The organism is Photobacterium piscicola (genome assembly GCF_046058925.1).
In the GTDB taxonomy this organism is placed as follows: Bacteria; Pseudomonadota; Gammaproteobacteria; order Enterobacterales; family Vibrionaceae; genus Photobacterium; species Photobacterium piscicola.
This window is the reverse complement of sequence record NZ_CP175535.1, coordinates 45,978-71,002: the sequence shown is the minus strand read 5'-3', so window position 1 is coordinate 71,002 and position 25,025 is coordinate 45,978. Positions and strand designations below refer to the sequence as shown.

20 protein-coding genes and 1 pseudogene are annotated in these 25,025 nt (G+C 38.4%); 13 read left to right on the top strand and 8 right to left on the bottom strand.

What is annotated here, in order from left to right; genetic code table 11:
- Window positions 1-385: 385 nt before the first annotated feature.
- Window positions 386-1,651, top strand: coding sequence for a NupC/NupG family nucleoside CNT transporter (locus ACJZU6_RS14990; RefSeq protein WP_080155680.1), 1,266 nt, complete (start codon window positions 386-388; stop codon window positions 1,649-1,651).
- 106 nt (window positions 1,652-1,757) lie between these two features.
- Here ACJZU6_RS14990 and ACJZU6_RS14985 read toward each other — a convergent pair whose 3' ends face one another.
- Complete coding sequence (locus ACJZU6_RS14985) at window positions 1,758-2,627, bottom strand: NAD(P)-dependent oxidoreductase (RefSeq protein ID WP_080155681.1); 870 nt, start codon at window positions 2,625-2,627, stop codon at window positions 1,758-1,760.
- A 213-nt stretch (window positions 2,628-2,840) separates the two neighbouring features.
- Between ACJZU6_RS14985 and ACJZU6_RS14980 the strand changes: the two genes are divergently transcribed.
- From ACJZU6_RS14980 to ACJZU6_RS14965, 4 genes are all read left to right on the top strand, one after another.
- Window positions 2,841-3,482: a hypothetical protein gene (locus ACJZU6_RS14980; protein WP_408901288.1), complete on the top strand. Its 642-nt coding sequence runs from the start codon at window positions 2,841-2,843 to the stop codon at window positions 3,480-3,482.
- Between the two features lie 255 nt (window positions 3,483-3,737).
- On the top strand, window positions 3,738-5,552 hold the full coding sequence (gene secD / locus ACJZU6_RS14975; RefSeq protein ID WP_408901287.1) for a protein translocase subunit SecD: 1,815 nt from the start codon (window positions 3,738-3,740) through the stop codon (window positions 5,550-5,552).
- Between the two features lie 4 nt (window positions 5,553-5,556).
- Window positions 5,557-6,459: a protein translocase subunit SecF gene (gene secF / locus ACJZU6_RS14970; protein ID WP_080155684.1), complete on the top strand. Its 903-nt coding sequence runs from the start codon at window positions 5,557-5,559 to the stop codon at window positions 6,457-6,459.
- 162 nt (window positions 6,460-6,621) lie between these two features.
- Complete coding sequence (locus tag ACJZU6_RS14965) at window positions 6,622-6,936, top strand: hypothetical protein (RefSeq protein ID WP_080155685.1); 315 nt, start codon at window positions 6,622-6,624, stop codon at window positions 6,934-6,936.
- Window positions 6,937-7,149: 213 nt separating this feature from the next.
- Here the strand turns inward: ACJZU6_RS14965 and ACJZU6_RS14960 are convergent, their stop codons facing one another.
- Window positions 7,150-7,422 carry a hypothetical protein gene (locus ACJZU6_RS14960; RefSeq protein ID WP_080155686.1) on the bottom strand — a complete coding sequence of 91 codons (273 nt, stop codon included), beginning with the start codon at window positions 7,420-7,422 and terminating at the stop codon, window positions 7,150-7,152.
- A gap of 251 nt (window positions 7,423-7,673) precedes the next feature.
- Here ACJZU6_RS14960 and ACJZU6_RS14955 point away from each other — a divergent pair, with 251 nt between their 5' ends.
- Window positions 7,674-8,279 carry a DNA-3-methyladenine glycosylase I gene (locus tag ACJZU6_RS14955; RefSeq protein ID WP_408901286.1) on the top strand — a complete coding sequence of 202 codons (606 nt, stop codon included), beginning with the start codon at window positions 7,674-7,676 and terminating at the stop codon, window positions 8,277-8,279.
- 76 nt (window positions 8,280-8,355) lie between these two features.
- Window positions 8,356-9,285, top strand: coding sequence for a cation diffusion facilitator family transporter (locus tag ACJZU6_RS14950; protein ID WP_327769593.1), 930 nt, complete (start codon window positions 8,356-8,358; stop codon window positions 9,283-9,285).
- Between the two features lie 61 nt (window positions 9,286-9,346).
- Here ACJZU6_RS14950 and ACJZU6_RS14945 read toward each other — a convergent pair whose 3' ends face one another.
- Complete coding sequence (locus ACJZU6_RS14945; RefSeq protein ID WP_080155689.1) at window positions 9,347-10,366, bottom strand: lipoate--protein ligase; 1,020 nt, start codon at window positions 10,364-10,366, stop codon at window positions 9,347-9,349.
- A 793-nt stretch (window positions 10,367-11,159) separates the two neighbouring features.
- Complete coding sequence (locus ACJZU6_RS14940) at window positions 11,160-11,849, bottom strand: MaoC family dehydratase (RefSeq protein ID WP_080155690.1); 690 nt, start codon at window positions 11,847-11,849, stop codon at window positions 11,160-11,162.
- Between the two features lie 328 nt (window positions 11,850-12,177).
- Here ACJZU6_RS14940 and astB point away from each other — a divergent pair.
- Window positions 12,178-13,514, top strand: a pseudogene (gene astB / locus ACJZU6_RS14935) (N-succinylarginine dihydrolase).
- Between the two features lie 47 nt (window positions 13,515-13,561).
- Here the strand turns inward: astB and ACJZU6_RS14930 are convergent.
- Entirely contained in the window at window positions 13,562-14,044 is a 483-nt protein-coding gene (locus ACJZU6_RS14930) for a YidB family protein (protein WP_080155692.1), read from the bottom strand.
- 370 nt (window positions 14,045-14,414) lie between these two features.
- Between ACJZU6_RS14930 and ACJZU6_RS14925 the strand changes: the two genes are divergently transcribed.
- From ACJZU6_RS14925 to ACJZU6_RS14915, 3 genes are all read left to right on the top strand, one after another.
- The gene (locus ACJZU6_RS14925; protein WP_080155693.1) at window positions 14,415-14,936 is read left to right on the top strand and encodes a DUF2058 domain-containing protein; all 522 of its coding nucleotides are present in this window, start codon (window positions 14,415-14,417) and stop codon (window positions 14,934-14,936) included.
- 327 nt (window positions 14,937-15,263) lie between these two features.
- Window positions 15,264-16,967 carry a phospho-sugar mutase gene (locus ACJZU6_RS14920; RefSeq protein WP_408901285.1) on the top strand — a complete coding sequence of 568 codons (1,704 nt, stop codon included), beginning with the start codon at window positions 15,264-15,266 and terminating at the stop codon, window positions 16,965-16,967.
- Window positions 16,968-17,062: 95 nt separating this feature from the next.
- Window positions 17,063-17,239, top strand: a complete 177-nt coding sequence (locus tag ACJZU6_RS14915) for an ATPase (RefSeq protein ID WP_080155695.1) — start codon at window positions 17,063-17,065, stop codon at window positions 17,237-17,239.
- Window positions 17,240-17,381: 142 nt separating this feature from the next.
- On the opposite strand, the gene brnQ (ACJZU6_RS14910) is transcribed toward ACJZU6_RS14915, so the two are convergent.
- The 3 genes from brnQ (ACJZU6_RS14910) to yjjG form a co-directional block, all read right to left on the bottom strand.
- Window positions 17,382-18,716, bottom strand: coding sequence for a branched-chain amino acid transport system II carrier protein (brnQ, locus tag ACJZU6_RS14910; protein WP_107276254.1), 1,335 nt, complete (start codon window positions 18,714-18,716; stop codon window positions 17,382-17,384).
- Between the two features lie 585 nt (window positions 18,717-19,301).
- Window positions 19,302-20,621: a branched-chain amino acid transport system II carrier protein gene (gene brnQ / locus ACJZU6_RS14905; protein WP_080155697.1), complete on the bottom strand. Its 1,320-nt coding sequence runs from the start codon at window positions 20,619-20,621 to the stop codon at window positions 19,302-19,304.
- Window positions 20,622-21,002: 381 nt separating this feature from the next.
- Window positions 21,003-21,683, bottom strand: coding sequence for a pyrimidine 5'-nucleotidase (gene yjjG, locus ACJZU6_RS14900; RefSeq protein ID WP_408901284.1), 681 nt, complete (start codon window positions 21,681-21,683; stop codon window positions 21,003-21,005).
- Window positions 21,684-21,947: 264 nt separating this feature from the next.
- On the opposite strand from yjjG, the gene ACJZU6_RS14895 reads away from it, so the two are divergent.
- On the top strand, window positions 21,948-22,196 hold the full coding sequence (locus ACJZU6_RS14895) for a GlsB/YeaQ/YmgE family stress response membrane protein (RefSeq protein ID WP_080155699.1): 249 nt from the start codon (window positions 21,948-21,950) through the stop codon (window positions 22,194-22,196).
- A gap of 415 nt (window positions 22,197-22,611) precedes the next feature.
- The gene (locus tag ACJZU6_RS14890) at window positions 22,612-24,960 is read left to right on the top strand and encodes a glycosyl hydrolase family 18 protein (protein ID WP_408901283.1); all 2,349 of its coding nucleotides are present in this window, start codon (window positions 22,612-22,614) and stop codon (window positions 24,958-24,960) included.
- Window positions 24,961-25,025: the final 65 nt, after the last annotated feature.

The following is a 25,025-nucleotide window of genomic DNA, read 5'->3' as shown; positions in this document are numbered from 1 at the left end:
GCGCTTTTTTTAAGGAAAAGGTTAAGAAAAGCAGTATTTAGCATATTATTTGTGCTAATTATGTATAAATGTAAAAAAACACTATACTAAATTTTTAATGTGACCAAGATCTCTATATACTCTCGCCTCGGCCAGAACAATTACGTTCAGCCACCTTATTACAAGCTGTCACTAGGATATGTGAACGACCCACGGAGTTGGACCGGCGTTAACTATAGCTTGTTAATTTAGGTGACTTGTATGTTGTACCATTGGACGAACACCCCTTTAGTTATTTACGCATATTGGCGTAATATCCATCTTTTGTTGATCTTTCAGCAAATGTTTTTCCGATGCCACAACACAATCAATACCTACATTATTCGCAACACAATAGGACGAAATAATGCAGTTGTTAATTAGTTTGGCCGGTATTGTCGTACTGGTTTTATTCGCAATTTTACTTTCAGATAACCGCAAAGCTATCAACTGGCGCACTGTGCTGGGTGCTTTAGTATTACAAGCGGGTTTTGCTGCATTGGTATTGTATGTGCCTCTTGGTCAAAAAATGCTTGGCGCTATGAGCCATGGTATTGCTGGCCTATTGAGCTTTGCTGATGTTGGTATTCAGTTTGTTTTCGGTGATTTGTCTAATATTGAAAAAAGCGGTTTTGTGTTTGCGATCCGTGTATTGCCATTGGTGATCTTTATTAGTGCCTTAATTTCACTGTTGTACTACTTCGGTATTATGCAATGGGTAATTAAAGTGTTGGGTGGCGGTATTCAAAAACTATTGGGTACTAGCCGTGCGGAATCATTAGTCGCGACGGGTAATATCTTTTTATCGCAGGGTGAATCACCATTATTGGTACGTCCATTCTTAGCTAAAATGACCCGCTCTGAACTTTTCGTTGTAATGACATGTGGCATGGCATCTGTTGCGGGTTCAGTTTTAGGTGGTTATGCAGGCTTAGGTGTTGATCTTAAATTTTTGATTGCAGCTAGCTTTATGGCCGCACCTGGTGGTTTGTTAATGGCTAAGATTTTAGTGCCTGAACAACAAGTACCAGAAGAACAAGTTGAAATCGAGATGGCGACCAGTGAGCACAGTAATGCGATCGATGCATTGGCTGCGGGCGCAATGAATGGTATGAAAGTCTCAGTTGCAATTGGTACGATGCTAATTGCGTTTGTGAGTGTGATTGCAATGGCGAATGCTGGCCTTGAGCAAGTGGGTTATGGTCTTGCGAGTTTAACGTCTGCAATTGGTATGGATACCGCATCACAATGGTTTGCAACTACGCCACTGAGCATGCAACTTATTCTGGGTTATATCTTTTCACCATTAGCGTTTGTTATTGGCGTGCCAACTCATGAAATGATGGCTGCGGGTACCTTCATTGGTGAAAAACTGATTCTTAATGAATTTGTTGCCTTTATGGATTTTGCATCGGTAAAAGAAACATTATCACAACATACTCAAGTTATTATTACCTTTGCATTATGTGGCTTTGCTAATATTGGCTCTATTGCGATTCAGATCGGTTCTATTGGTGTTATGGCACCAGAGCGTCGTAGTGATGTTGCTAAATTGGGCTTTAAAGCAGTAATGGCGGCAACGTTAGCAAACTTAATGAGTGCTACGCTAGCGGGTATTTTCGTTACGTTATAATCGAGATGTAACAAGTTAATCAAGCTAGAAATAGCGTAAGAACAAAGCCGTAGCAATGGTTGTTGCTACGGCTTTGTTGTATTTATTGATGGGGGGTTTTCAGTCGCTACTTATCAAATTGCTTGATTAAGACTGAGGTATCAGCGCGATTAAATCCACGCTGTTGTAGCTTTTCATATTCGCTATCAACTTGTTTTGCTAATGGTAATGCCACGTTAAGTTTTTCTGCCGCATCAAAGCAGATAGCGAGATCTTTACGCATCCAATCAATAGCAAAGCCAAAATCAAACGAATCAGCCGCCATGGTTTGCGCTCGATTTTCTAATTGCCATGAGCCAGCAGCACCGTGCTTTAATACTTCGGTCATGGTGTGAATATCAAGCCCTGCTGCTTTCGCAAGTGTTACCGCTTCGGATAAGCCCTGTAATACACCTGCGATACATAACTGATTAGCCATTTTTGTTATTTGGCCATAACCTGTTTCGCCCATTAATGTTGTTGCTTTTGCATATTGTGAAATAGCATGTTTGGCTTTATTAAATACTGCTTCATTGCCGCCAACCATAACGGTTAAACAACCATTAATCGCACCAGCTTCACCGCCTGAGACGGGAGCATCTAAAAAGTCACAGCCAATAGCATGTGCGGCATCAGCAATTTCACGCGCCACATCGGCTGATGCCGTGGTATGGTCGACCAAAATAGCTCCCGGCTTTGCGGTGACTAAAATTCCCTGTTGACCTTTATAAATTTCACGGACGTCATCATCATTGCCTACACAAGTGAAAATAATGTCAGCATTTGTTACCGCGTCACAAGGTGTGAGGGCAATAGTGCCATTATATTCTTGAGTCCAAGCGTCGGCTTTTGCTTGAGTTCGATTATAAACAGTTACATGGTAACCCGCTTTGGCAAGGTGGCCGGCCATCGAATAGCCCATAGTTCCAAGCCCTAAAAAAGCAACGTTTGCTGTCATCGTTAATACTTCCTTGATTTTAATTGTGAGCAGTTTGTAACATCATAACAGACTGCATTATTGCGTAAATGGCTATACCTTGTATGTGTTTTATGTAAATAAGTGAGGTTTATCAATAGGATTAATTATTTGAAATTAATCGCTTGTAACAATTTGTGTTGGCAATTATCATAACACTCACTTTTATTTTATGGATTGGTTTAGTCAAACCTAATGTTGACAGCTGTGTTACGTATAATGTTATTGGTGTTATGTCTAGGAGCAAGTTCATTTGCTTCGGCATCGACACATACAAACATTATGCATTTCACCTCGACCAGTCCTGTATATACGGATGTTCTTGAAGCACCAGTGCTTAACCCAAAGGTGGTTAATGCTACAAAGGTGACGATAGAGACTGCGAGTTATATTGATCGTGCTCTGCATCATGAGACGAATCAAACGCCGACACAAAAACATCCAATGGATCGCTATGTAAGTAATAATGGTTTACCCGTTTCTTTTTATAACACGCGATTAGTATGGAATTTTCCATCACCAACCAATCTTAAATTGCCACCTCATAGTGGTAAGCATCATCGTGTTGAAGTGATTAATTTACAAAATATGATTAATACTTCGACACGATCGTTGAATAGTTTTTATCATAGTGCTGATGAAATTGCGCCGACATTTGAATTAGCCTTTGAATTCCCCTTACTCCCTATACCTATGCTTGCCATTGGGTATGCCGAGCCCCTCAGCCCACAAAGTGATTGGATTTTAAATATAAAACCCTCATCATCACGCGTATCTGGCTGGAAAGACTCAAATTTACTCTATTCACATTACGGACATTCGTTCGTTACCGCATAAGACATTACGGGCACTTATGTCATTTATGGCATGGTGTGCTTTACTTAGTGATGTTGCTTTCATCGACACATAAAACGTTTTATTAATTTATGTATTAAATCTATCAATAGCTATTATTAATACTCAATATTATCGGCTGTGAATATGGTAATAACGGGTTGCTTTCTCAAATTCCATGAGAAAAGTTAATAATAATTATTGATGTGTTATCGGTCGCAACAATATGATTTGTTGCTAGAGATATGGCTTAAAATAATGAGAAAAAAGAATAATAAACAGATTCTGAATCATTACTCAGCATGGAAATATGTTGTGTTAATTGTGACGGTCTCGATTATGTTGCTTAGTGCTATTCCAACATGGTATGGCGAAAATGCAGCAGTACAAATCAGTGCGAAAGGCGGCGCAATGCCAACACCTTTTGAGATTCAACGTGTTCTAAAAGAAAAAGGCATTGAAGCCAAAACTATTGAACAGCAGCCAACTCGTACGATTGTGGTGGTTAATTCAACCAAAGAACAAACTAATACTAAAGAAGCGTTAAACAGCATTATTCATAATGAAGACCGTTTAACGTTAGCATTAGAACCTGCGGCACCAAAATGGCTATTAGGCCTAGGTTTTGAGCCTATTAAGTTAGGTCTTGATTTACGTGGTGGTGTTCAGTTCTTACTTGATGTCGATATGAAAGAAGTTTACAAGCAGCATGCACAGCAGCTGACTGACGATCTTCGTAGTGATTTCCGTAAGCAAGATATTCGTGCTGCACGTTCAGAAATGACCACTAACAACCAAGTTATTGTGCGTCTGCCAACTGAAGAAGCAAATGATAAGATTCGTACATACCTTCGTACCCAATACCCACAATGGCAAGCGAAGAATGGCGAAGGCAATAATTTAGTATTGTCTATGCGTGAAGATGAGCAAACTAACCTGCGTAACCTAACCGTACAGCAGAACTTGCAAACGATGCGTGGCCGTATTGAGCAGCTTGGTATTACTGAAGCGTCTGTACAACGTCAAGGTGAAAACCGTATTCGTATCGAGCTTCCTGGTGTTCAAGATCCAGCTGCTGCGAAAAATGTTATCGGTGCAACGGCAAGTTTGGCTTTCTATGCTGTTAAGCAAGAGGGCACTGGTAGCACCATGATCATTGACGACAAAGATGGCCGTCCTGTACGTGTTAGCCGTAAGCCTGTATTAACGGGTGATCACATTATCGATGCTCGTGCGAGTATGGGTGAGATGGGTACGCCTGAGGTTAATATTACCTTAGACAGTGCTGGTGGTAGCATGATGTCAGACTTCTCTCGTAATAACGTAGGTCAGCCAATGGCGACTTCGTTTAGCGAATATACTCGTAACGCGAAAGGTCAAACAGTACAAACCAACAAGATCATCAGTGTTGCAACCATTCAAACTCAGTTAGGTAGTCGTTTCCGTATTACGGGTGCGGGTTCACTAGCTGATGCACAACAATTAGCATTACTACTACGTGCAGGTTCATTAACTGCACCAGTAACTATCGTTGAAGAGCGCACAATTGGTCCAACATTGGGTGCTGAAAATATTAAAAATGGTTTCGCAGCGTTAGCGCTAGGTTTAGGTGTGACATTAGTCTTTATGGCATTGTGGTACCGTCGTCTAGGTTGGGTTGCAAATATTGCGTTGATCACTAACATGATCATGCTATTTGGTTTACTTGCCTTGATTCCTGGTGCGGTATTAACACTGCCGGGTATTGCCGGTCTGGTATTAACAGTGGGTATGGCGGTAGATACCAACGTGCTTATTTTTGAACGTATTCGCGATATGGTTCGAGAAGGGCGCAGTTTTGCTCAAGCGATTGATCGTGGTTTCAGTAGTGCATTTGGTACTATTTTCGATGCCAACTTTACAACAATGATCACCGCAGTGGTTCTTTACTCTATTGGTAATGGTCCAATTCAAGGCTTTGCATTGACGTTAGGTCTAGGTCTTCTAACCAGTATGTTCACTGGTATATTTACTTCCCGCGCCATTATTAACTTGGTTTGGGGTCGTGATTCTCGTCGAGATGTAAGGGTTTAACGCAATGAAAAATTGGATTATTACAAACTTAACTAAATTGCGTTATATGACAGGTATTGTGTCAATTGCGCTAATGGTTATCTCGATCAGTTTCATCTGTATTCGTGGTCTAAACTGGGGTCTTGATTTTACTGGCGGTGTTGTTAGTGAAGTACAGATGAACAGCCAAATCACCAGCAGTGAAATTGAACCACTGATGGATGCGGGCTTTAAGCAAGATGTTGTAGTAATAGCCGCTGATGAACCTGGCCGTTGGATTCTACGTTATGCTGTTCCACCAAAAGGTGTAACGTACCCAGACATCACGCAAGTACTTGATCCGCTACATGCACAAGTACAAGTCTTAAATACCAGTATTGTTGGTCCGCAAGTGGGTGCTGAAATGGCATCTCAAGGTGGTTTAGCATTACTTGTAACAATGCTTTGTATTCTAGGTTATCTAAGCTACCGTTTTGAATGGCGTCTTGCTGCGGGTGCATTACTTGCCCTAATGCACGATGTTATTTTAGCTGTTGGTTTCTTTGCTATGACGCAAATGGAATTTAACTTAACCGTACTAGCCGCTATCTTAGCTATCTTGGGTTATTCATTGAATGACTCGATTGTTATTGCCGACCGTATTCGTGAACTTCTGATTGCGAAACCAAAGCAAGACATTGAAGCAACCAACAACGAAGCGATTATTGCAACGTTCTCACGTACGATGGTGACATCAGGTACAACGTTGATGACGATCAGCTCATTATGGTTATTGGGTGGTGCGTCGCTACAGGGCTTCTCAATTGCGATGTTTATTGGTGTGTTAACCGGTACATGGTCATCAATTTCAGTAGGTACATTACTTCCTGAATTTGTAGGTTTAAAACCTGAACACTACCTACCAAAACCTGAGTCACAAGATCCTTAATCGTTAACGATATTTTATTAACGATAAGTAATAAGCCAGCCGTCAGCAGTAATGTTGGCGGTTTTTTTTGCATTAGCTCAAAGAGATGGGTTTATTTTCAGTGATAAATATAATTTATTGCTACACTGAGAAGAGTTAAATAAGCATGGTAAAGGAGATAACATGCAACCTAAAATAATAGCTATTTGTAGCATGGCACTATTCGTTGTTGGCTGTACACATACTGATGACGGTGAAATGCGATTTTTACCCGACGAATATATAAGTGACGTTAAGTACAACAGCATTTATCACTATGGCTATAATCAAGGCTGTGAGTCGGCTCTTGCTAAGGCAAACGTTGCTGGATATAGCCACATTCAAGACATGACGTTAGAGAATAGATCGAAGCAGTTTACTGATGGCTGGCAGCAGGGATATTCTGCTTGTGAAGCAGGAAAAGAAATCATGCTATATAATTTATCGAAAACACAGTAAAGCTTTCGATGCACGTCACTTTTTTATAAATTAAGATTTGTTTTATAACTAAATAATGTTTATTATAACCAACAAGAAGCATATGCATTGTTGGTTTTAATTACGTTTAGTAATTAGACATTTCATAATGAAAGAAATTAAAAAAACAGACCATATGATCTGTTTTTATTATAAATGCAAACTAGCCTAAGTTTTCATTATTATTTTAATTTTTTATGCTGCAAGAGACGTTACTTTTTGATTATTAAACCCAATATGAGTCACAACATTAATTTCTGGCAATAATAAATAGTTGTCTAAATTATTATTGTTTAATTCAACGACAATTTGTAAATGGTATTCAGTAATCTCCTTAAGGTATGAATAACAATTTATAGTATTACTACACTTTAATTGTTTATAGCATCCTTCTTTTTCGTATACCCAAGCATTATATGTGCACTTATCACGTTCTATTTGTGCGATAAATTCCGCAATATTTTTCATACTTAATCCCTTAATGAACCAATCTATGCTATAGACATCATTAGTATGCAGTAAAGTAACCAAACTAAAACTACATATTGATAGTTAATATAGATAATGTGATGTAGATAAGTGTTTTGAAGTAATAATGATGCTTGCAAACAACTTCTATTAAAATAATTTAAGATTAAATGAATATAATCTTAGGTATACTTATTAATGTTTTTTAAGTATTTTATAAAATTCAAAATAATATAATTTATAGGATTGAAATGGCAGAGTTACAAACACGTTGTTATTGGGCAAATCATTCAAATATAGAAAGCCAATATCATGATGAAGAATGGGGGAAAGTGCATAAAGATGACCGCTATTTATTTGAGTTTTTAACATTGGAAGGCGCTCAAGCTGGGCTTAATTGGTATACTATTTTAAAAAAACGCGCGAGTTATAATGAAGCTTTTGAGAATTATGATATTGATAAGCTTGCTGCCTATAGCGATCAAGAAATTGAATCACGCATAACTATAATTATAGAGAGTTATGATGTTGTTCGGCACCGCAGTAAGTTACGCTCGGTGTTTACAAATGCACGTGCTGCACAAGCCTTACAACGTCAGTACGGCAATTTAGCAACGCCACTCTGGCAGTTTGTTCATAATGAGCCTCAAATCAACCAGTGGTTATCACAAGATCAGGTTCCCACGACGACCGCAACCTCACAGGCACTGAGTCAATTTCTAAAGCAGCATGGATTTAAATTTATTGGCAATATAACTTGTTATGCTTTTATGCAAGCGGTGGGAATGGTGAATGATCATACAATTGATTGTCATTGTTATCATGGTATTTCAAATGACACAATAAAGTCGCTATAAATATAAAAAAGATCACATTTAATGGGCTAAATTCGTTATCATAATCGAATCCATTCTTCCTTTTTTATGGGGCGTTATGTCTACAACGGCAGTGAAGTTAATTCAGAAAGTTACCTGGGTCGGATCTATTGCAAACATTGCTTTAGCATTTATAAAAATTACGATAGGTAAACTTACTGGCAGTCAGGCACTTATTGCCGATGGTGTACACAGTTTCTCTGATTTAGTAACAGATACGGCAATTTTGATTGGCTCTCGTTACTGGACGGCACCAGCAGATAAAGAACACCCTTATGGTCATGGTCGGTTTGAAACGTTAACTAATATTTTTATAGGTGTTATTTTAGCGCTTGTGGGACTTGGTATTGGCTGGGATTCCTTGCATTCAATAAGTACTGAGTCACATTTACAGCCAGGAATATTAGCATTTAGTGCGGCTGTAGTGTCTATTGTTGTCAAAGAAGTACTGTATCGTTGGACTGTTATTCAAGCTAAAAAAATTAATAGTCGCGCTCTATATGCAAATGCTTGGCACCATCGTTCAGATGCATTGAGTTCATTGCCTGTTGCGATTGCTGTTATTGCTAATTACTTTTTCCCAACATTTCATTATTTAGATCAAATTGCGGCATTAATCGTTACAGCAATGATATTAAAAGCCTCGTTTGATATATTATGGCCTGCAATTTTAGAGTTGACTGAAGCTAAAGCAGATTCTGATATTGAAAAACAAATTCAAGCATATGCAGCTGAAGACAAAGATATTAAAGAAGTTCATGAGATAAGAAGTCGTCGTACAGGTAGTATTATTTTGTTAGATTTTCATTTACTGGTTGATCCTGAAATGACCGTTGATCGTGCACATAATATTACTGAGAACTTTAAAACACATTTATTAAATGAATTAGATGAAGTTGCCGATATTATTATTCATATTGAGCCATACAATTGTCAGGAGAGAAAGCTAAATCCGTGTTGTGATGATTGTGATCAGTTGAAGAAATAAAATCAGTAACAAGACCGTGATTAAAGCGGTCTTGTTCTTATTTTTCATGATAATAATTATATTAATTAATGGTATTTTGTAGCCAATAAGCAATATCCATTAATACGTCATTATATTGTGGATATTCTATAGCAAGGTTATCTATGGCCGTATTTATTGCTGTCGCATTATAAGGTAAATTAAGCAATCGTTGTTCTAGCAACTCCAATGGCATAAGCTCTAAACTGTCGGTGAAGAGTTTCACTTCTGTAATCACACCTTTATTTACATCAAGGTGCAATTCGATACCACCCCAAGTAAAACGTTCATCAATAGTATGTGTGAATTGGGGCGTATTACCAAAATTCCAATCCCAGCGACTAAATTTCGCGAAGGTTTCAGTAAAGCCCGTTAATTCTGGCACGGCTTGTGGTGAAATATGTTCAATTTTAGCCTGTTCATGATAGTAATCACAAAAGGTCTCAATAATAGCGTCACAAACCATTTGATGATCAATATTTGTGACAATTTGGTTGAGATTAGTGACTCGTGAACGAACGGAAGTGATCCCTTTTGCTGCTAGTTTCTTTTTATCGGGATTGAGGTAATTTGCTAGTCGGGTTAGATCAGCACTGAGCAGTAAGGTACCATGGTGAAAGCCTCTATCCATCGTCTCACGGTAGGCTGAACCTGAAAACTTACGTTCGCCTTCAGTATCCTCAACAACTAAATCATTACGGCCTGTGGCTTTACCGTGTATACCTAGTTTTTTTAATGCGGTCAGTACAATGTCGGTTGAAATCGTTTTATTGTAGTCGGGTTTACCAGCCATAAAAGTGAAGTTGGTATTACCAAGATCATGAAAAACAGCACCACCACCACTTTGACGACGAGCTAGCGTAATGCCATCTTGTTCCATTTTTAGAGTGTTACATTCTTTCCATGGATTTTGTGCTCGGCCAATCACAACGGTATTGTCATTACGCCATAAGAATAAGACTTGTTGATGGGGAGACATTGTACGGAAAATAGCATCTTCAACAGCAAGGTTGAACCATGGATTGGTTGAGTCTGAAATCAGCACTCTAATTTTTGAAGACATCACGCATACCTAACTAAATGTGGATGTCATGAATTTACCTTGTCATTTGAAAGAGGTAAAGCAGTCAATACAGAATAGGAAATTTTGTTGGCGAGGAATGTAAAAAAAACCAAATCACACTCATAAACTGGAACAAATGTGATTTGGTAAAATGATTTTAATTATGGTATGTCTAGAGAATCTTGTTGTTTTCTAGATTATGTAATGAGGATAGCATCACATTTTTGATATGCAAATACCGATAATTGCAAGGTAAGGTTACTATTTGTTGTGGCTTAACACTATAACTGTAACGGATAGGTGAGTTTTAATGGTGAATTTTGTAACGAGATGTGGAGTGAGGGTTGGGCGCGGTGTAAAAAAGAGTCGTCAGTAAGAGCATGGATAGATTACCATGCTACCTCTAATCTATTGGTACTATAAAAATATTATTAGGACTAGATTAGTTACTGATTGTTCGTTGTTTGTTCTGTTGGTGTCGATTGACTTGCTTGGTTAAAAACATCATAAGTGATGAAATAGCCAATCAATAAAATGAGGGGAATAAATTTTATCCACTTGTTCATGATGATACCCAGCCAAAAAATGTTCGGCTACCATACCAGTCTTCTTCTGTAGGTAAATAACCATTAATGAAAAGTTAGGTTTTAAGTTGTAAGCCTATGTAGCTTAGAATAGCTAAGGTTATGAAAGTGGTGTTTTTTTGCTTTTGTTCTTGAATAAATCGTAAATAAAGAAAAAGCCGACATCGCGGCTTTTTCAAATAAATGTTATGTATTATTAGCCTTAAAAACTAAAAATAAAGACGCATAACGGATTCTGCAACACAAGCAGGGCGACGGCAGCCTTCGATTTCAACAGTAATTTCTTGCACTATTTCTAAGCCACGTTTTATCGGTGTTACAGATTGAATTTTTGTTCTAGCACGAATATTTACGCCAGATTTAACGGGATAAGGGAATCGAACTTGGTTTAAGCCATAATTCACGGTCATTTTTGCAGATGGAAATTTTGGACTAGCAGGATCAACACTGTCTGTTAATACAGAGAGGAGTGAAAGCGTTAAAAAACCATGAGCAATGGTTGTTTTAAAAGGAGATTCTGCTGCTGCTTTTTCTGGATCTGTGTGGATCCATTGATGATCGTCTGTGACATTGGCAAAATTATTAATACGTAATTGATCAACGGTCAACCATTCGCCAACATGAATCTCTTCACCCAATGATGCAGTGAGTTCATTCATGACTTTGGTTGCTTCCGGATGCATTTCAATCTCAATGGGATCAGATACCGTTTCACCATTAGATATTGACACGAGGTTATGATCTTTTACCCAAGTTGCAAAGTGACTGCTGTTGGCTTTATTGAGAAATTCGATCCAGTAATCGCGAATTGATGGTGATAGCCAGTCTTTAAATTCAAACTGGTGATGTGATAACACTTCACGCTTACGTTTGATAAAATCGACTACTTTTACTTTCATAGAGCATAACCTTAGTTTGAAATGCCACGCTTTGGTTTGGGGCTGGGCATTGTAGCTATTATTTACAGTAGTACAACTGGTAATTGTTATAATAAATATTTATAAGACTCATCGGATGAGTTAATTTTAGGGATGTTGATGCTATTACGCAATAATTAAATGGCGTTTTTTTCGATTTTTATAAAACACTGAGCAGAATTACACCGATTCCAGTCCGACCTTAGTTTTGAGCATGATAAACCATAGGTCTTAACTGAGGCTGAAATTAATTAAATAGGCACAAGCTATAATAATAATACATGTCTTATATTCGTCATGGAGGAAGTGAATGATGGCACATGAAGCTAATTTTGATGGGTTAGTCGGACCGACGCATAATTATAGTGGTTTATCGACAGGTAATATTGCATCTTTGACCAATAGTCATCAAGTTTCAAATCCTAAAATGGCGGCTTTGCAAGGTTTAAAAAAAATGCGATTTCTCGCTAATTTAGGCTTGATACAGGGAGTGATAGCACCTCAGATGCGACCAGATATAAAGATGTTACGTCGATTAGGCTTTAGTGGCAGTGATCGTAGAGTATTACAACAAGCGGCACAACATGCACCTAAGCTATTAACCAGTTGTTATTCGGCATCAAGTATGTGGCCGCTAATGCAGCAACAGTATCGCCGTCAGCAGATACGCAAGATCAACGTATACATTTTACGCCCGCAAATCTAGCGAGTCATTTTCATCGGTCCATTGAACCGCAAACAACGGCACGTATTTTAGCTGCGATGTTCAATGACGATAATCATTTTTGCCATCATTCACCATTACCAACCTCGGCACAATTAGGTGATGAAGGTGCTGCTAACCACACTCGTTTCTGTGCTCAACATCAAGATCAAGGTGTAGAAATGTTTGTTTTTGGGCGTTATGGCTTTGATCATAGCCAACTATCCCCATCTTGTTATCCAGCAAGACAAACTTACGAAGCCAGTGCTGCTATTGCACGATTACATCAGCTAGATCCTCAGCAAGTTATTATGGTTCAACAAAATCCATTATTGATAGATCAAGGTGTATTTCATAATGATGTTATTGCGGTTGGAAATCAGCAAACCTTATTTTGTCATCAATATGCTTTTTTAAATCAAGCGGATGTCTATTTACAACTTCAACAAAAAATGGGTGGCAAATTAACAATTATTGAAGTACCAGATAATAAGGTGAGTGTGAATGATGCGATAAGTAGTTACTTGTTTAATTCGCAATTAGTTACTTTACCTAATGGTGATATTAGTTTGATTTTACCGCAGCAATGTCGAGATAACCCTCATGTATGGCAGTATATTCAACAGTTATTACAAGTAAAACAAGGAATTAATCGGGTTGATTTATTTGATTTGAATCAGAGTATGCAAAATGGTGGTGGGCCTGCGTGTTTACGGCTAAGAGTCGTATTAACGGAAGCCGAACATCAAGCAATGAACCCTGCGGTCTTAGTAACTGATAGCTTGTTTAGACGTTTACAACAATGGATCGATTTACATTATCGGGATCGTTTAGTTGAAAATGACTTCACCGATCCTGCATTATTGTTAGCATCGCAAACGGCATTAGATGAATTGACCCATATTTTAAAATTGGGCTCGGTGTATGATTTTCAACGAGTATAAGCCGCAGCGTCATTTAGATGCTGCGGCTTATAAATAGAGCTAACACATCATTTTTTATTAAAAATAGTTGAGGCGAAATTTTTAAGATTATTGATATCCATTAAATCATCAATACTATTAATTTCTCCTGTGGGTTGAACAAGTAAAGTATGGTCAATATCACCACCAGGGCTGGCTTGATCTATCATAGTCGGCAATGCATCTTGTAGGCCAATAATGAGATCTGGCTCTTCCATATGCAGTTGTGAGGCTAATGTAGTCAGCTTTTGTGCACCAAAGAGGGTGGTAATATTGGCAGCTGAAAGAGTAGCATTCATATCGTTACTTAGCCAAGAGTTAGCGATATGGGATAAATTTGATTGATGAAGGGTTTTGATAAAAGCTTGAAGATCAACGTGTTGACCTTGTTCATTCCCTCCTAGTAAAGATGATAATGCAGCGAAAATACTGTTTTCATCGGTAGATTGAGTATTTGCACGTGATTGATTAAAAAATTGTGCCCCAAGACGAATAATTTCTACCATATTCATAATTAAGATCCTTTGCTCGATAAGATTATTATGCGGTTACTAAAAATCGTGATATATAAATGCCACGCACAAGATCTAATAAGCTCATATGATGTTCCTTATTAAATGTATTAATAAGCATGTTATTAATAATAATACAAAAATAAGATTAAATATTCAGCATTTTATGACATTTTAATGTGAAAATAAGCCATGTTGTGATGATAAGCATTCCTGCTTAAATGTGATCAGGGTGACAAAATTATTTTGGAAATAATGACCACAATGTGCAGCAATGCTTGACCTGTTTTAGAGCAAACAGAGATAATGGCGTTCATTAATCAATGAGTGGAAGAGTCACTCGTCGTAACGAATAATTGATGGAGTTTCAATGGCAAAGCTAAGCCTACAAGAGCAAATGCTAAAAGCAGGTCTTATCGATAAGAAAAAGCTAAAAAAAGCCGGTAAGACAACAAAGAAATCACGCACACAAGCGAAAGAAGCAAAGGCTGCTGTTGAGGAAAACCGTGTATCTCAATTAGAGAAAGACAAAGCACTCAATCGTCAGCGAGATGAAGATGCGCAACAGAAAGCATTTTTAGCACAAGTTAAGCAACTAATCGAAATGAACCGTTTAGATCGTAATAACGGTGATATTGGTTATAACTTTACCGATGGTACGACGGTGAAGAAAATTTATGTTGATACTCTAATACAAAAGCAGCTTGTTAATGGCCGCCTTGCGATTGCCCGTTATCTTGATGGCTATGAAGTTATTCCTGCCGCTGTTGCCGATAAGATTGCATTACGTGACCAAGAATCAATTGTGCTTAATAATGTGGTTGATGACAGTATTGTCGATGAAGATGACCCATATGCAGATTTTGTTATTCCAGATGATTTGATGTGGTAAAACTGTAATTTGAAAAAAGCCTCGATTGAGGCTTTTTTTATATTCAAAATATTTGGCGGAGAGACGTTTTAGGTATTACTGTTTTAATATGATGCATAATTAGTACGAATATACTCAAATAAAAGTAATCGTTTGCTCACTAAATGTTGCCTCAAGGCTGTTGTAATTGAAGCCAATAGAGCATATTTTAATGAGAGTATTTATCATTTACATTGCTTAAACGATGATAATGATAAATAGATGTACGATGATAGTGTCTGTAAACACCCTCATGGTCAGTCATTATCATAGCATTGTTATGATGATAAACGTACTAGGATAACAATAATGAATAATGAAATAACACGTTGGCTGCAACGTGACTCTGACCCTAAATTACGTCAAGAATTACAACAATTAGTTGCAGATAATGCGACAGAAGAATTAGCCGATCGCTTCAATGGTCGTTTAGAGTTTGGTACTGCAGGTTTACGAGGTGTTGTTGGTGCAGGCCCTAATCGCATGAATCGATTAGTTATTCAAGAAACAGCGACAGGTCTTGGTCAATATTTACTTCGTACTGATAGCAACGCTGCTCATAAAGGGGTAGTGATTGGTTATGATGGGCGCCCTGATTCACGCCAATTTGCTCACGATACGGCAGCAGTATTAGTTGCACAAGGCATTAAGGTTTATCTTACTATCAAAGTAGCGGCAACCCCAATTGTGGCTTTTGGCGTTAAGCATTTACACACCGCCGCCGCTGTTGTGGTGACTGCTAGTCATAATCCACCAGCTTATAATGGCTTTAAAGTGTATTGGAATAACGGCGCACAAATTATTCCACCTCATGATGCCAGTATTGCTGCTGAAATAGATAAAGCTACCCAATCTGATTTACATCTCATGGATTTAGCAGAGGCGGAAGCAAAAGGGTTATTAGTGTGGCTTGATGATGCTTATTATCAAGATTATCGACAAGCTATAAACGCAACACCATTATTAAATAATCATCATAATCCACAAGCGATAAACTTAGCTTATACGGCTATGCATGGTGTTGGCGCTGAGATGGCTGAAACCTTATTAGCAGATGCTGGTTTTACTCATGTTTATAGTGTTGCAGCTCAGCGAGAGCCCGACGGCGCTTTCCCGACGGTTAAATTTCCAAATCCAGAAGAGCCTGGCGCTATGGATCTTGTTATTGCAGAAGCCAAACAGCATGGTGCTATCTTAGCATGTGCAAATGATCCAGATGCTGATCGTTTCGCCGTTGCTGCTCGCCGTACTGATGGTGAATATCAGATGCTAACAGGGGATCAAGTAGGTACATTATTTGGTTATTATTTACTTAACCATGTTCAACCATCTGCGAGCCTAGTTGGTAATACGATTGTTTCGTCAACCTTATTAGGTAAAATAGCCACGGCGCTTGGAGCACAATATTACCAAACATTAACGGGCTTTAAATGGCTAACCAATGTTGCAATGGAGCGTCAAACTGACACTCATCAATTCTTATTTGCTTACGAAGAAGCCTTAGGTTATACCATTGGCTCAACAGTATGGGATAAAGATGGCTTGTCTGCATTAGTCGCATTTGCACAATTAACAGCGGAATTAACTGCAAAAGGGCAAACGGTTTGGGATCAATTAGAAGCTATTTATCGTGAATACGGTTTATATATTAATGCTCAACGGAGTATTGCTCTTGATCCAACCGCGGCTCCAATTGGTGATTCATTACGCGCTATGCCACCACAAGCGATTGCAGGATTAGCAATTCATAGTACGGAAGATTTTAAAACATCATTACGTACATTTGCAGATGGTTCTGTAGAAGCAATTAATTTACCGATCAGTGATGTATTGATTTATCATTTAGAAGATGGTGCACGTGTTGTTGTGCGTCCTTCTGGCACTGAGCCTAAATTGAAATGTTACTATGAAGTGGTTGAACCAATGAGCCAAGAAGAAACATTTGAACATGCTCAATTACGCGCACAAGAAACAATGGATCGATTAATTGCTCAACATCAAGCATCGTTGTAATTCAGCTGTCACAATGTGGTAAAGCTGAACTCTGGTCGATTTTCAGTGTATAATCGCATGAGTTTTAATTTGTTTTAGATAACCAAGGGTTTACCATGCACGATCTTAATATATCGTTACCTGATGATTATGAAAAAGAGCCAGAATTGCCGATTCCATCGATTGATGATCAAAAGAAAATTGTGGCAGAGCTTAAGCGTTTAGAAGAAGCGGGTGAATTAACGCCTGAAATCTTACACGCATTCATGACAGGTGAACGTTTACCTGAATAAGATCATGTGATCTTGGCGTAATAAAAAGCCTCTTACTGCCTCAATCATTAATGAAGAGCAGTGAGAGGCTTTTTTATGGCAGCTTAATGTAGAATTTAAAAGCGCGCTGTGATAACCCCAATTATCATTACGCGCTTGTAAATTAATTGTTTGTTACTGAATCTAAACGGTAATCAACAATATTAAACTTACGTGCAACGATAGGTAATCGTGCCATTATTGTTGTCATAACTAAAATCAATAATGTTGGTAATAACCAACTAGCATGCGCTTGGTATAGTGGTAATGCTTCGTTAAAGAATTGGTTAAGATCTGCTGGCATTTTGCCTAAAATACTAATGGCATCAACAGAGCCAAAGATCATTGCAGTGACTAATACCGAAGTATGCGTCAACGTTGAAACATTCACGGCTGATGCTGTTAATGATGCTAAAACTAAGGCTATGGCAATCGGACATAGAACCAAGATAGCAGGTAAGCTGACTTTCAAAATATCATTAAGACCGAAGTTAGCAATAATACCGGTTAATACCACTATAATTGTTGCAGTAAACCCAAACGAAGCCTTGAAGGTTTGCTGATAATATTCAGCACAAGCAGTGGTTAAGCCAACGGTAGTGGTTAAACATGCCATGATAATGATCGCAGCTAATATCCATTGTCCATAGGCGCCAAACTCACCTGCAACATAACGGGTTAAGATCACACTGCCGTTCATACCGTGGGTTGCAATTGAGGTTGATGTTGCACCAACATACCCCATCGCAATATAACAACCACCCATAAGAACAAAATAGATCATCGCAACTTTAAACGAGATATTTGCAATGCCTTTTTGTGAAACAACACCTTTTTCTTTAATCGCCTGAATGATAACCCAACCAAAACCAACGGCTGCGATAGCATCCATAGTCATGTAACCTTGGATTAAACCACTGGTAACAGCGCTATGTTGATAATCCCCATAAGGTGCAGCTGGTACGCCTAGTGGTGAAAAGAATGCGGCAAGTCCTAAACCCGCTAAAAGTAAAATCAGTGCTGGTGTCATTACTTTACCAATGTAACTGACTAAGTTGCCGGGCTTAAACGCTAAAATTAAGGTTAAAGCTGAAAAGACGATAGAGAACGCAACGAGATGATCGGCTTTGAAAAAAGGTTTTAATCCCATTTCATAAGCAACGGTAACGGCACGTGGCATACCAAATGCTGGGCCAATTGCAGTAAACAAGAGTACCCAAAATGTTGTTCCTAACCATTTAGGTAATGCTTTAGTCAGGTTTTTAGTACTACCAATGCGGCCAAGCACGATAATAGTAAAAGCGGGTAAACCCACCGCGGTGACTAAGAAGCCGCTCATAGCTGACGTTAATGATGTACCTGCATCTAAGCCCATCGCCGGAGGGAAGATTAGATTACCAGCGCCTAGAAAAAGGGCGAAGGTCATGAGACCGATAGCGAGTAAGTCTTGTGTTTTCAAATGTTATACCTGCATTGTAGTAAATATTGAATAGTAACTAATAGCTTAAAAGTATTATATTGCTGTTACTTCGTTAATAAGGGTTCCGCAGGTTTGCTGAAAGAAGATATGAAGAGTTGAAACTATCTCCCATCAGCATGGCTGACGGAAGCTTGCCCGCCAGCCTAGCGAATAATCACTAGGATAAAAGCGGAAATAATTCGTGATGTTTTTTTTATCGTTATAGAAGCAACACCAACCCAAGCGTTAGCCGCTATCGTTGATGTTAAGTATCTTTGTTTTCTATATTCAAATCGTATTGAATGCATAAGTTAACAACTTCTATTAATAAATAAGTGAATTACGAGTTAAAAATATAAAGAAAACTTAGTGTTGTAAATAACTTTCTTTAATTTTTTTTGGATTATTATAATGCTATAAGGATAATATTCTTTCTTATCATATGGTTATGTTGTTTCGGGGTTGTTTTTTTTGGGGGGTGATATCGATTGCTTTTATTGTTAGTTATCGTTGTTTTTTATTTAATATATAAATGCTAGGGCTAGTAATTTACTAGCCCTCTTAATGATAATTTGTGGTTACAGTTTAGTTTATTGCAACCTTATCAGGACTTTTGTACTCGCGTGAACATAATTTACTGATAAGAATAGTGATGGCAACAGGGGCGAGCCAAGAAGCATGTGAGCTAAATAACGGTAACCAATGTTCAGCAAATGATACGATGTTAGCTGGTAGCTTACCTAAAATATTTAACGCATCAATGCTGCCAAATAATGTTGCAACAATAACGACGATTGTTTGGCTAATCGAGATTTGACGCTGTTCTGGTGTTGAATGATTACCAATAAAGAAAGTAGAAATAATCAACGAAATTGCAATTGGGCATAAAATTAAGATCGCCGGTAGACTTACTTGAATAATGGTTTCTAAACCTACGTTAGAGATAATGGCAGTGAGTACCATTATTACCGTTGCACTAAGTTTAAATGTTATACCGTAGGTGTTTTTATAATATTCACCATTAGCATTAGTTAAACCAACAGTCGTCGTTAAACATGCCATTAGAGTGATTGTTGCTAATAACAGTTGACCTAATGTTCCAAACTCACCAGCAGCATAGCGGGTAAGAATTTCGCCACCATTGGTTGCTTGCGGTGCAATATCAGAAGAGGTTGCGCCTAAATATCCCATTGCAAGATAGCAAAGTGACATAAGAAATGCGTAAATAAGGGCGATGCGAAGAGTGTAGTAAGAAATGGCTTTGTCGCATTTCACTCCTGTATTACGAATTGTTTGAATGATAACCCAACCAAAAGCAACCGCAGCGATAGCATCTAATGTCATGTAACCCTGAATAAGTCCATTCACAGTAGGAGCTTGACGGTAAGTTTCAGTGGCGGTTGTCGGTGAGCCTAATGGATTTATTACTGCTGAAATGGCCAGTAGTGCTAGCATTGCAATCAGTGCAGGGGTCATTACCTTACCAATATAATCAACAAGTTTACCAGGCTTGAGAGCTAGTGCTAATGTAAGAGCACAAAAAACAGCAGAGAAAACCATTAATCCATTACCAGAATAAAACGGTTTTATTCCCATTTCATAGGCAACGGTCACAGCACGAGGCAATACAAAAGCAGGCCCAAGTGTTGTTAATACTAAAAACCAAAACGAGCGATCCATCCATTTGGGTAATGCCGCCGTTAATTTGTCAGCAGAAGATAAACGACCAAGAACGACAAGTGTTAATGCGGGTAAACCAACAGCAGTTAGTAGAAACCCAGCAATAGCAATGAGCCAGTTTTCACCCGCTTGCTGTGCCATAAGGGGAGGGAATATTAAGTTACCAGCACCGAGAAATAATGCAAAGGTCATAAAACCGATGGCTGCAAGTTCTTTTCTTTTCAAATGACATACCTTAATTCAAATAAAACAATCTGAGTCAGTATGCTGGAAGAGATAATTTAGAAGTGAAATTCATATCCGCCAGCGTTACTGACGAATAAGTTAACCGTCAGCGTCAGAGAATGACGACGACGACAGAGTTTAGCGCACAAGCAATCTGTAAGGTTGCTGTGGTTGTAGCATCCTGATTGTTGTTAATGTTCTGAGACATAGCTTATACGCTCTAAATAAAATGAGGTTTAAACTTAATCGGTATTGGCACACTTGTAAAGCGTGATGAGAAAATAAACGGTACTTTTTTTACCTTCACTGACCAGATGCCATATAAACAACTGAATTACTGTCATTATGAAATAGCATCTGGTCACTTATAAAGGTGGATCTTTATTGTTGGTTTAATAGCAGTACTTGTAATTCAGTAAGTGAAGATACGGTGTAGGTTGGGTAAATACCTTCTGGTTGTGATTTTTGTTCACTATTAAGCCAACAAGTATCCATTCCGGCGTTGATTCCACCTAAAATATCTGATTGCGGGTTATCACCAACCATTAGAATATTTTGACGTTGCGTCATGTTCATTTTCTGACAAGCATAATCAAAAATTTGAATATCAGGTTTTGCGACACCTACTTGTTCTGAGATAACTAGCACATCAAAAAAATCTTTAAACTCGGTGCGTTGTAATCGAATTTCTTGTAATGCAGTAAAACCGTTGGTGATAATACCCAATTTCGCATGTGGCTTTAATGCCTCTAGAAGTGACTTGGCTCCGGTTAATGGTGTACAAATATCAGCCATTGCCATTAAGAAATCATGATTAAGCTGTTCTGTTGATAGAGAAAGGGTTGCTGCCCATGATTTAAAACGAATATTTTGCAATTCCGTTGCTGATATTTTTCCGTTTTGATAATCAACCCATAATGGGCGGTTAATGGTTTCATAATGTTCAAAATCAGCGTGAGTGAACGTGACATTATGGCGAGAAAACATCAGTTGAAGGCCGTGAAATGCATCAAAGTGAAACAAAGTTTCATCAGCATCAAATAAAATCCATTGGTACTTCATTAAATGTCACTCTCTATATTTATTGAATAAAAAATGTGCGTCATTAACGCTTATTGAACAGGCTGTAGTTTACTTGAAACACGAAACTATAAGCCAGTAAATCGCTATTAATAAGTCTATAAATGATGATGAATAAGTTTGATCTATGATTTTTTTCTATTGATATGAAATTTTTATTGAACTCAATAGTGTGATATATGTCTATTTGTACCATAATCACATCATCTCTTTAAGAGTGAAGAATTAGCCAATTGAGGAAAGAAAATGGGCATTATATCTTGGATTATTTTAGGTTTAATTGCTGGTGCATTAGCGAAATGGTTAATGCCAGGTGAAGATGGTGGCGGTTGGATTGTAACAATGGCACTGGGTATTGGTGGTGCTTTTGTGGGTGGTTTTGTTGGTCAGTTTATCGGACTTGGTCACGCAACAGGCGTAAATATTGGTAGTATCATTACTGCCACATTGGGCGCTTTCATTCTATTATTTGTTTATAATCGATTTATTCGTTAATAATCAATATATTGTTGCAATTATTAATTAAAAAATAAGCGGGTCGTTTCGTACGATTCGCTTTTTTTATGCTTCATATTTCCCTGCTGACGAATATTGTCCTAGAAGCCCCTTTTTTATTTGTAGAATGATATTTTTATATAAATATTATCTCTGTTTGCTTTTGTATTTTTAGCTTTAAAACGCGATTTTATTTGAATCTTGTGGCTAAAAATAGATGTTATTTCACTTGTTTGTTGCATAAATGTTAGCTATTGAGCCTAAAGATATGATTTTTTTTCGCTAAACTAAAAAAGATCGATCACACTGTGTTCTGGTTATTAATGAGAAATATCATTACTGATCGTTATAAAAACAGTTGAAATTATAAAAACTGAAATGGCAATTAGCTATTAATCATAACGTGGAGCACAAAATGGAAAAGGGATTTAATAAAACCAAAGTTGCGAGCATTATTGCGGGTTTCTTATTGGCAAGCACTGCGGCTCAAGTGCAGGCTGCCCCTAGTCATAATAAAAACGTGATTGGTTATTTAACGCAATGGGAAGCATGGAAAGGCACTAATGCTGGTTTTTCAGTAAAAGGTGAAGCGACCCATTTAAACGTAGATATGGATATCTATTCTATTCTTAACTTCTCATTTTTTGGGGTCGCTAAAGACGGAACTTTACACAGTGGTGATTTACGTAATAAGCAAATTTATAAGCCAGGTAGTGTCCAAGAGCCGGGACCATTATTACATCCTGATGTGTATTCCAGCTGGGATTTCCATATTTTGTGGGGTGAGTTGGAATATATTCATCAATACCCTGTTGATGAACCATGGGATGCGGAGAATTTAGCGAAAGTTAAAGCACAAGGTTTTGTTAAAAGTGGCCAAGGGTGGCTTCATACTCCAACGGGTATTGAAGGTAATATGCCTATTCCTCTAAAAAAAGAAGGTGGCGCACCAGGTTTGATTGATCTTGCTAATCAGAAAGGTGTTAAGGTTATGGCATCACTCGGTGGTTGGAGTATGTCTAAGCACTTCCCTGAAATGGCTGCCGATCCTGTTAAAAAAGCCCGTTTCCTGAAAGATCTCGATAAGTTAATGGCATTAGGTTTCCACGGTATTGATATTGATTGGGAATATCCAGGGTTTGGCGGAATGAACTTTGCAGGCGATCCTACTGATTTTGCTAATTTCGAACAGCTAATGGAAGATATTCGTAAACGTATTGGTCCTGATAAATTATTGACTGCCGCATTCTCAGCATCTACCGCTAAACTTGAAGGTTTTAATTGGCCTCGTTTGGTTAAATCAATGGATTATTTTAACATGATGACGTATGACCTTAACGGAGCATGGTCAAATGTTACTGGTCATAATGCGCCATTGTATCCATATCCAGAAGAAGAATATGCAGGATTAGATTTAGAAACTCTCCGTATTTGGATGGCAGAGCAAGGCATTCCATCAGAAAAAATTAATTTTGGTGCTGCGTTTTATGGTCGTGGCGTTCAGACCACAGAAGCTGAAGCTTATTTAGGCGCACCAACGGATAAGCGTATTTATAATATGTCTGTTGATGGTCCATTACTCAGTGCCGTTGATGTTGATAACTGGAAAGAATTTGAAGGTTCACCAAACTATAATTATATAGTTAAAACGTCAGGCTGGGAGCATAAGTGGGATGCAAATGCCGAAGTCCCTTATGCTGTGAAAGGTAAATATTTCTTAAGTTATGATGATGTTCCATCTATTAAGAAAAAAGCACAGTACATTGTAGATAATGACCTAGGTGGCGTAATTGTATGGCAAGTACACGGTGATATTCAATGTGAAGGCACATTTATTAATCATGGAACTAAGTTAAAAGAATGTACGAAGCTTAGTTCTCCATTAGCAGAAGCTATCGATGATGTTTTTAGTGCCAATACCACACCTAATGCAGCGCCTGAGTTAACTGTACCGAGTGCGCAAGCCGTAATGTCTGGCGAGACTATCAGCTTTAGTGTGTCAGCAACCGATACCGATGGTGATCGTCTAAGCTTTAGCTCGACAGAAGCGCAAGTGACTGATAACGGAGATGGTACTGCAACTGTGACTTATACGGCACCAAATACTGCGACTGATATCGTGACATCGGTAGTGGTTAAAGTGACCGATGGCCGTAAGAGTGCAACGCAATCTGTCGTTGTTAATGTGAAGGGGTCTGGTGTTGTTGAAAATACAGCGCCTGAATTAACGGCACCAGCAACGGTTGATGTTAAAAGTGGTCAGAGTGTCGTTATAACAGTAACCGCGACTGATGCTGACGGTGATACGCTTACTTATTCTGCATCAACCGGACAACTAGCTGTTACTGAAACTGGTGCAAAAATTACTGTTACTGCGCCAACTGTAACAACAGATACGACCGTTAATGTTGTGATTACGGTTTCTGATGGTGAAGCATCGACCCAACAAACGGTGGTTGTTAATGTGGCAGCGGATGGTGGTGCTGTTGGTGATACGTGGAATACCGACACTATTTATAACAGTGGTGATACCGTAGTCTATAACGGTGTTACTTATACTGCTCAATGGTGGACGAAAGGCGAAACCCCTGGAACATCCTCTGTATGGGTAGAAGAGGATACTGGCGAAGTTGGTGGGTGGTCAGCATCTAAAACGTATAGTGGTGGTGATGAAGTTATCTTTGAAGATAATAATTACCGCGCCAAATGGTGGACAAAAGGTGACAACCCCGGCAATGTAAATGGCCCTTGGGAGCGCATTTAACCCTATTTGTTAATGTAAATAAGAGATAATAAAAAACCCCGCATAGTTATTTATCATTATAATAA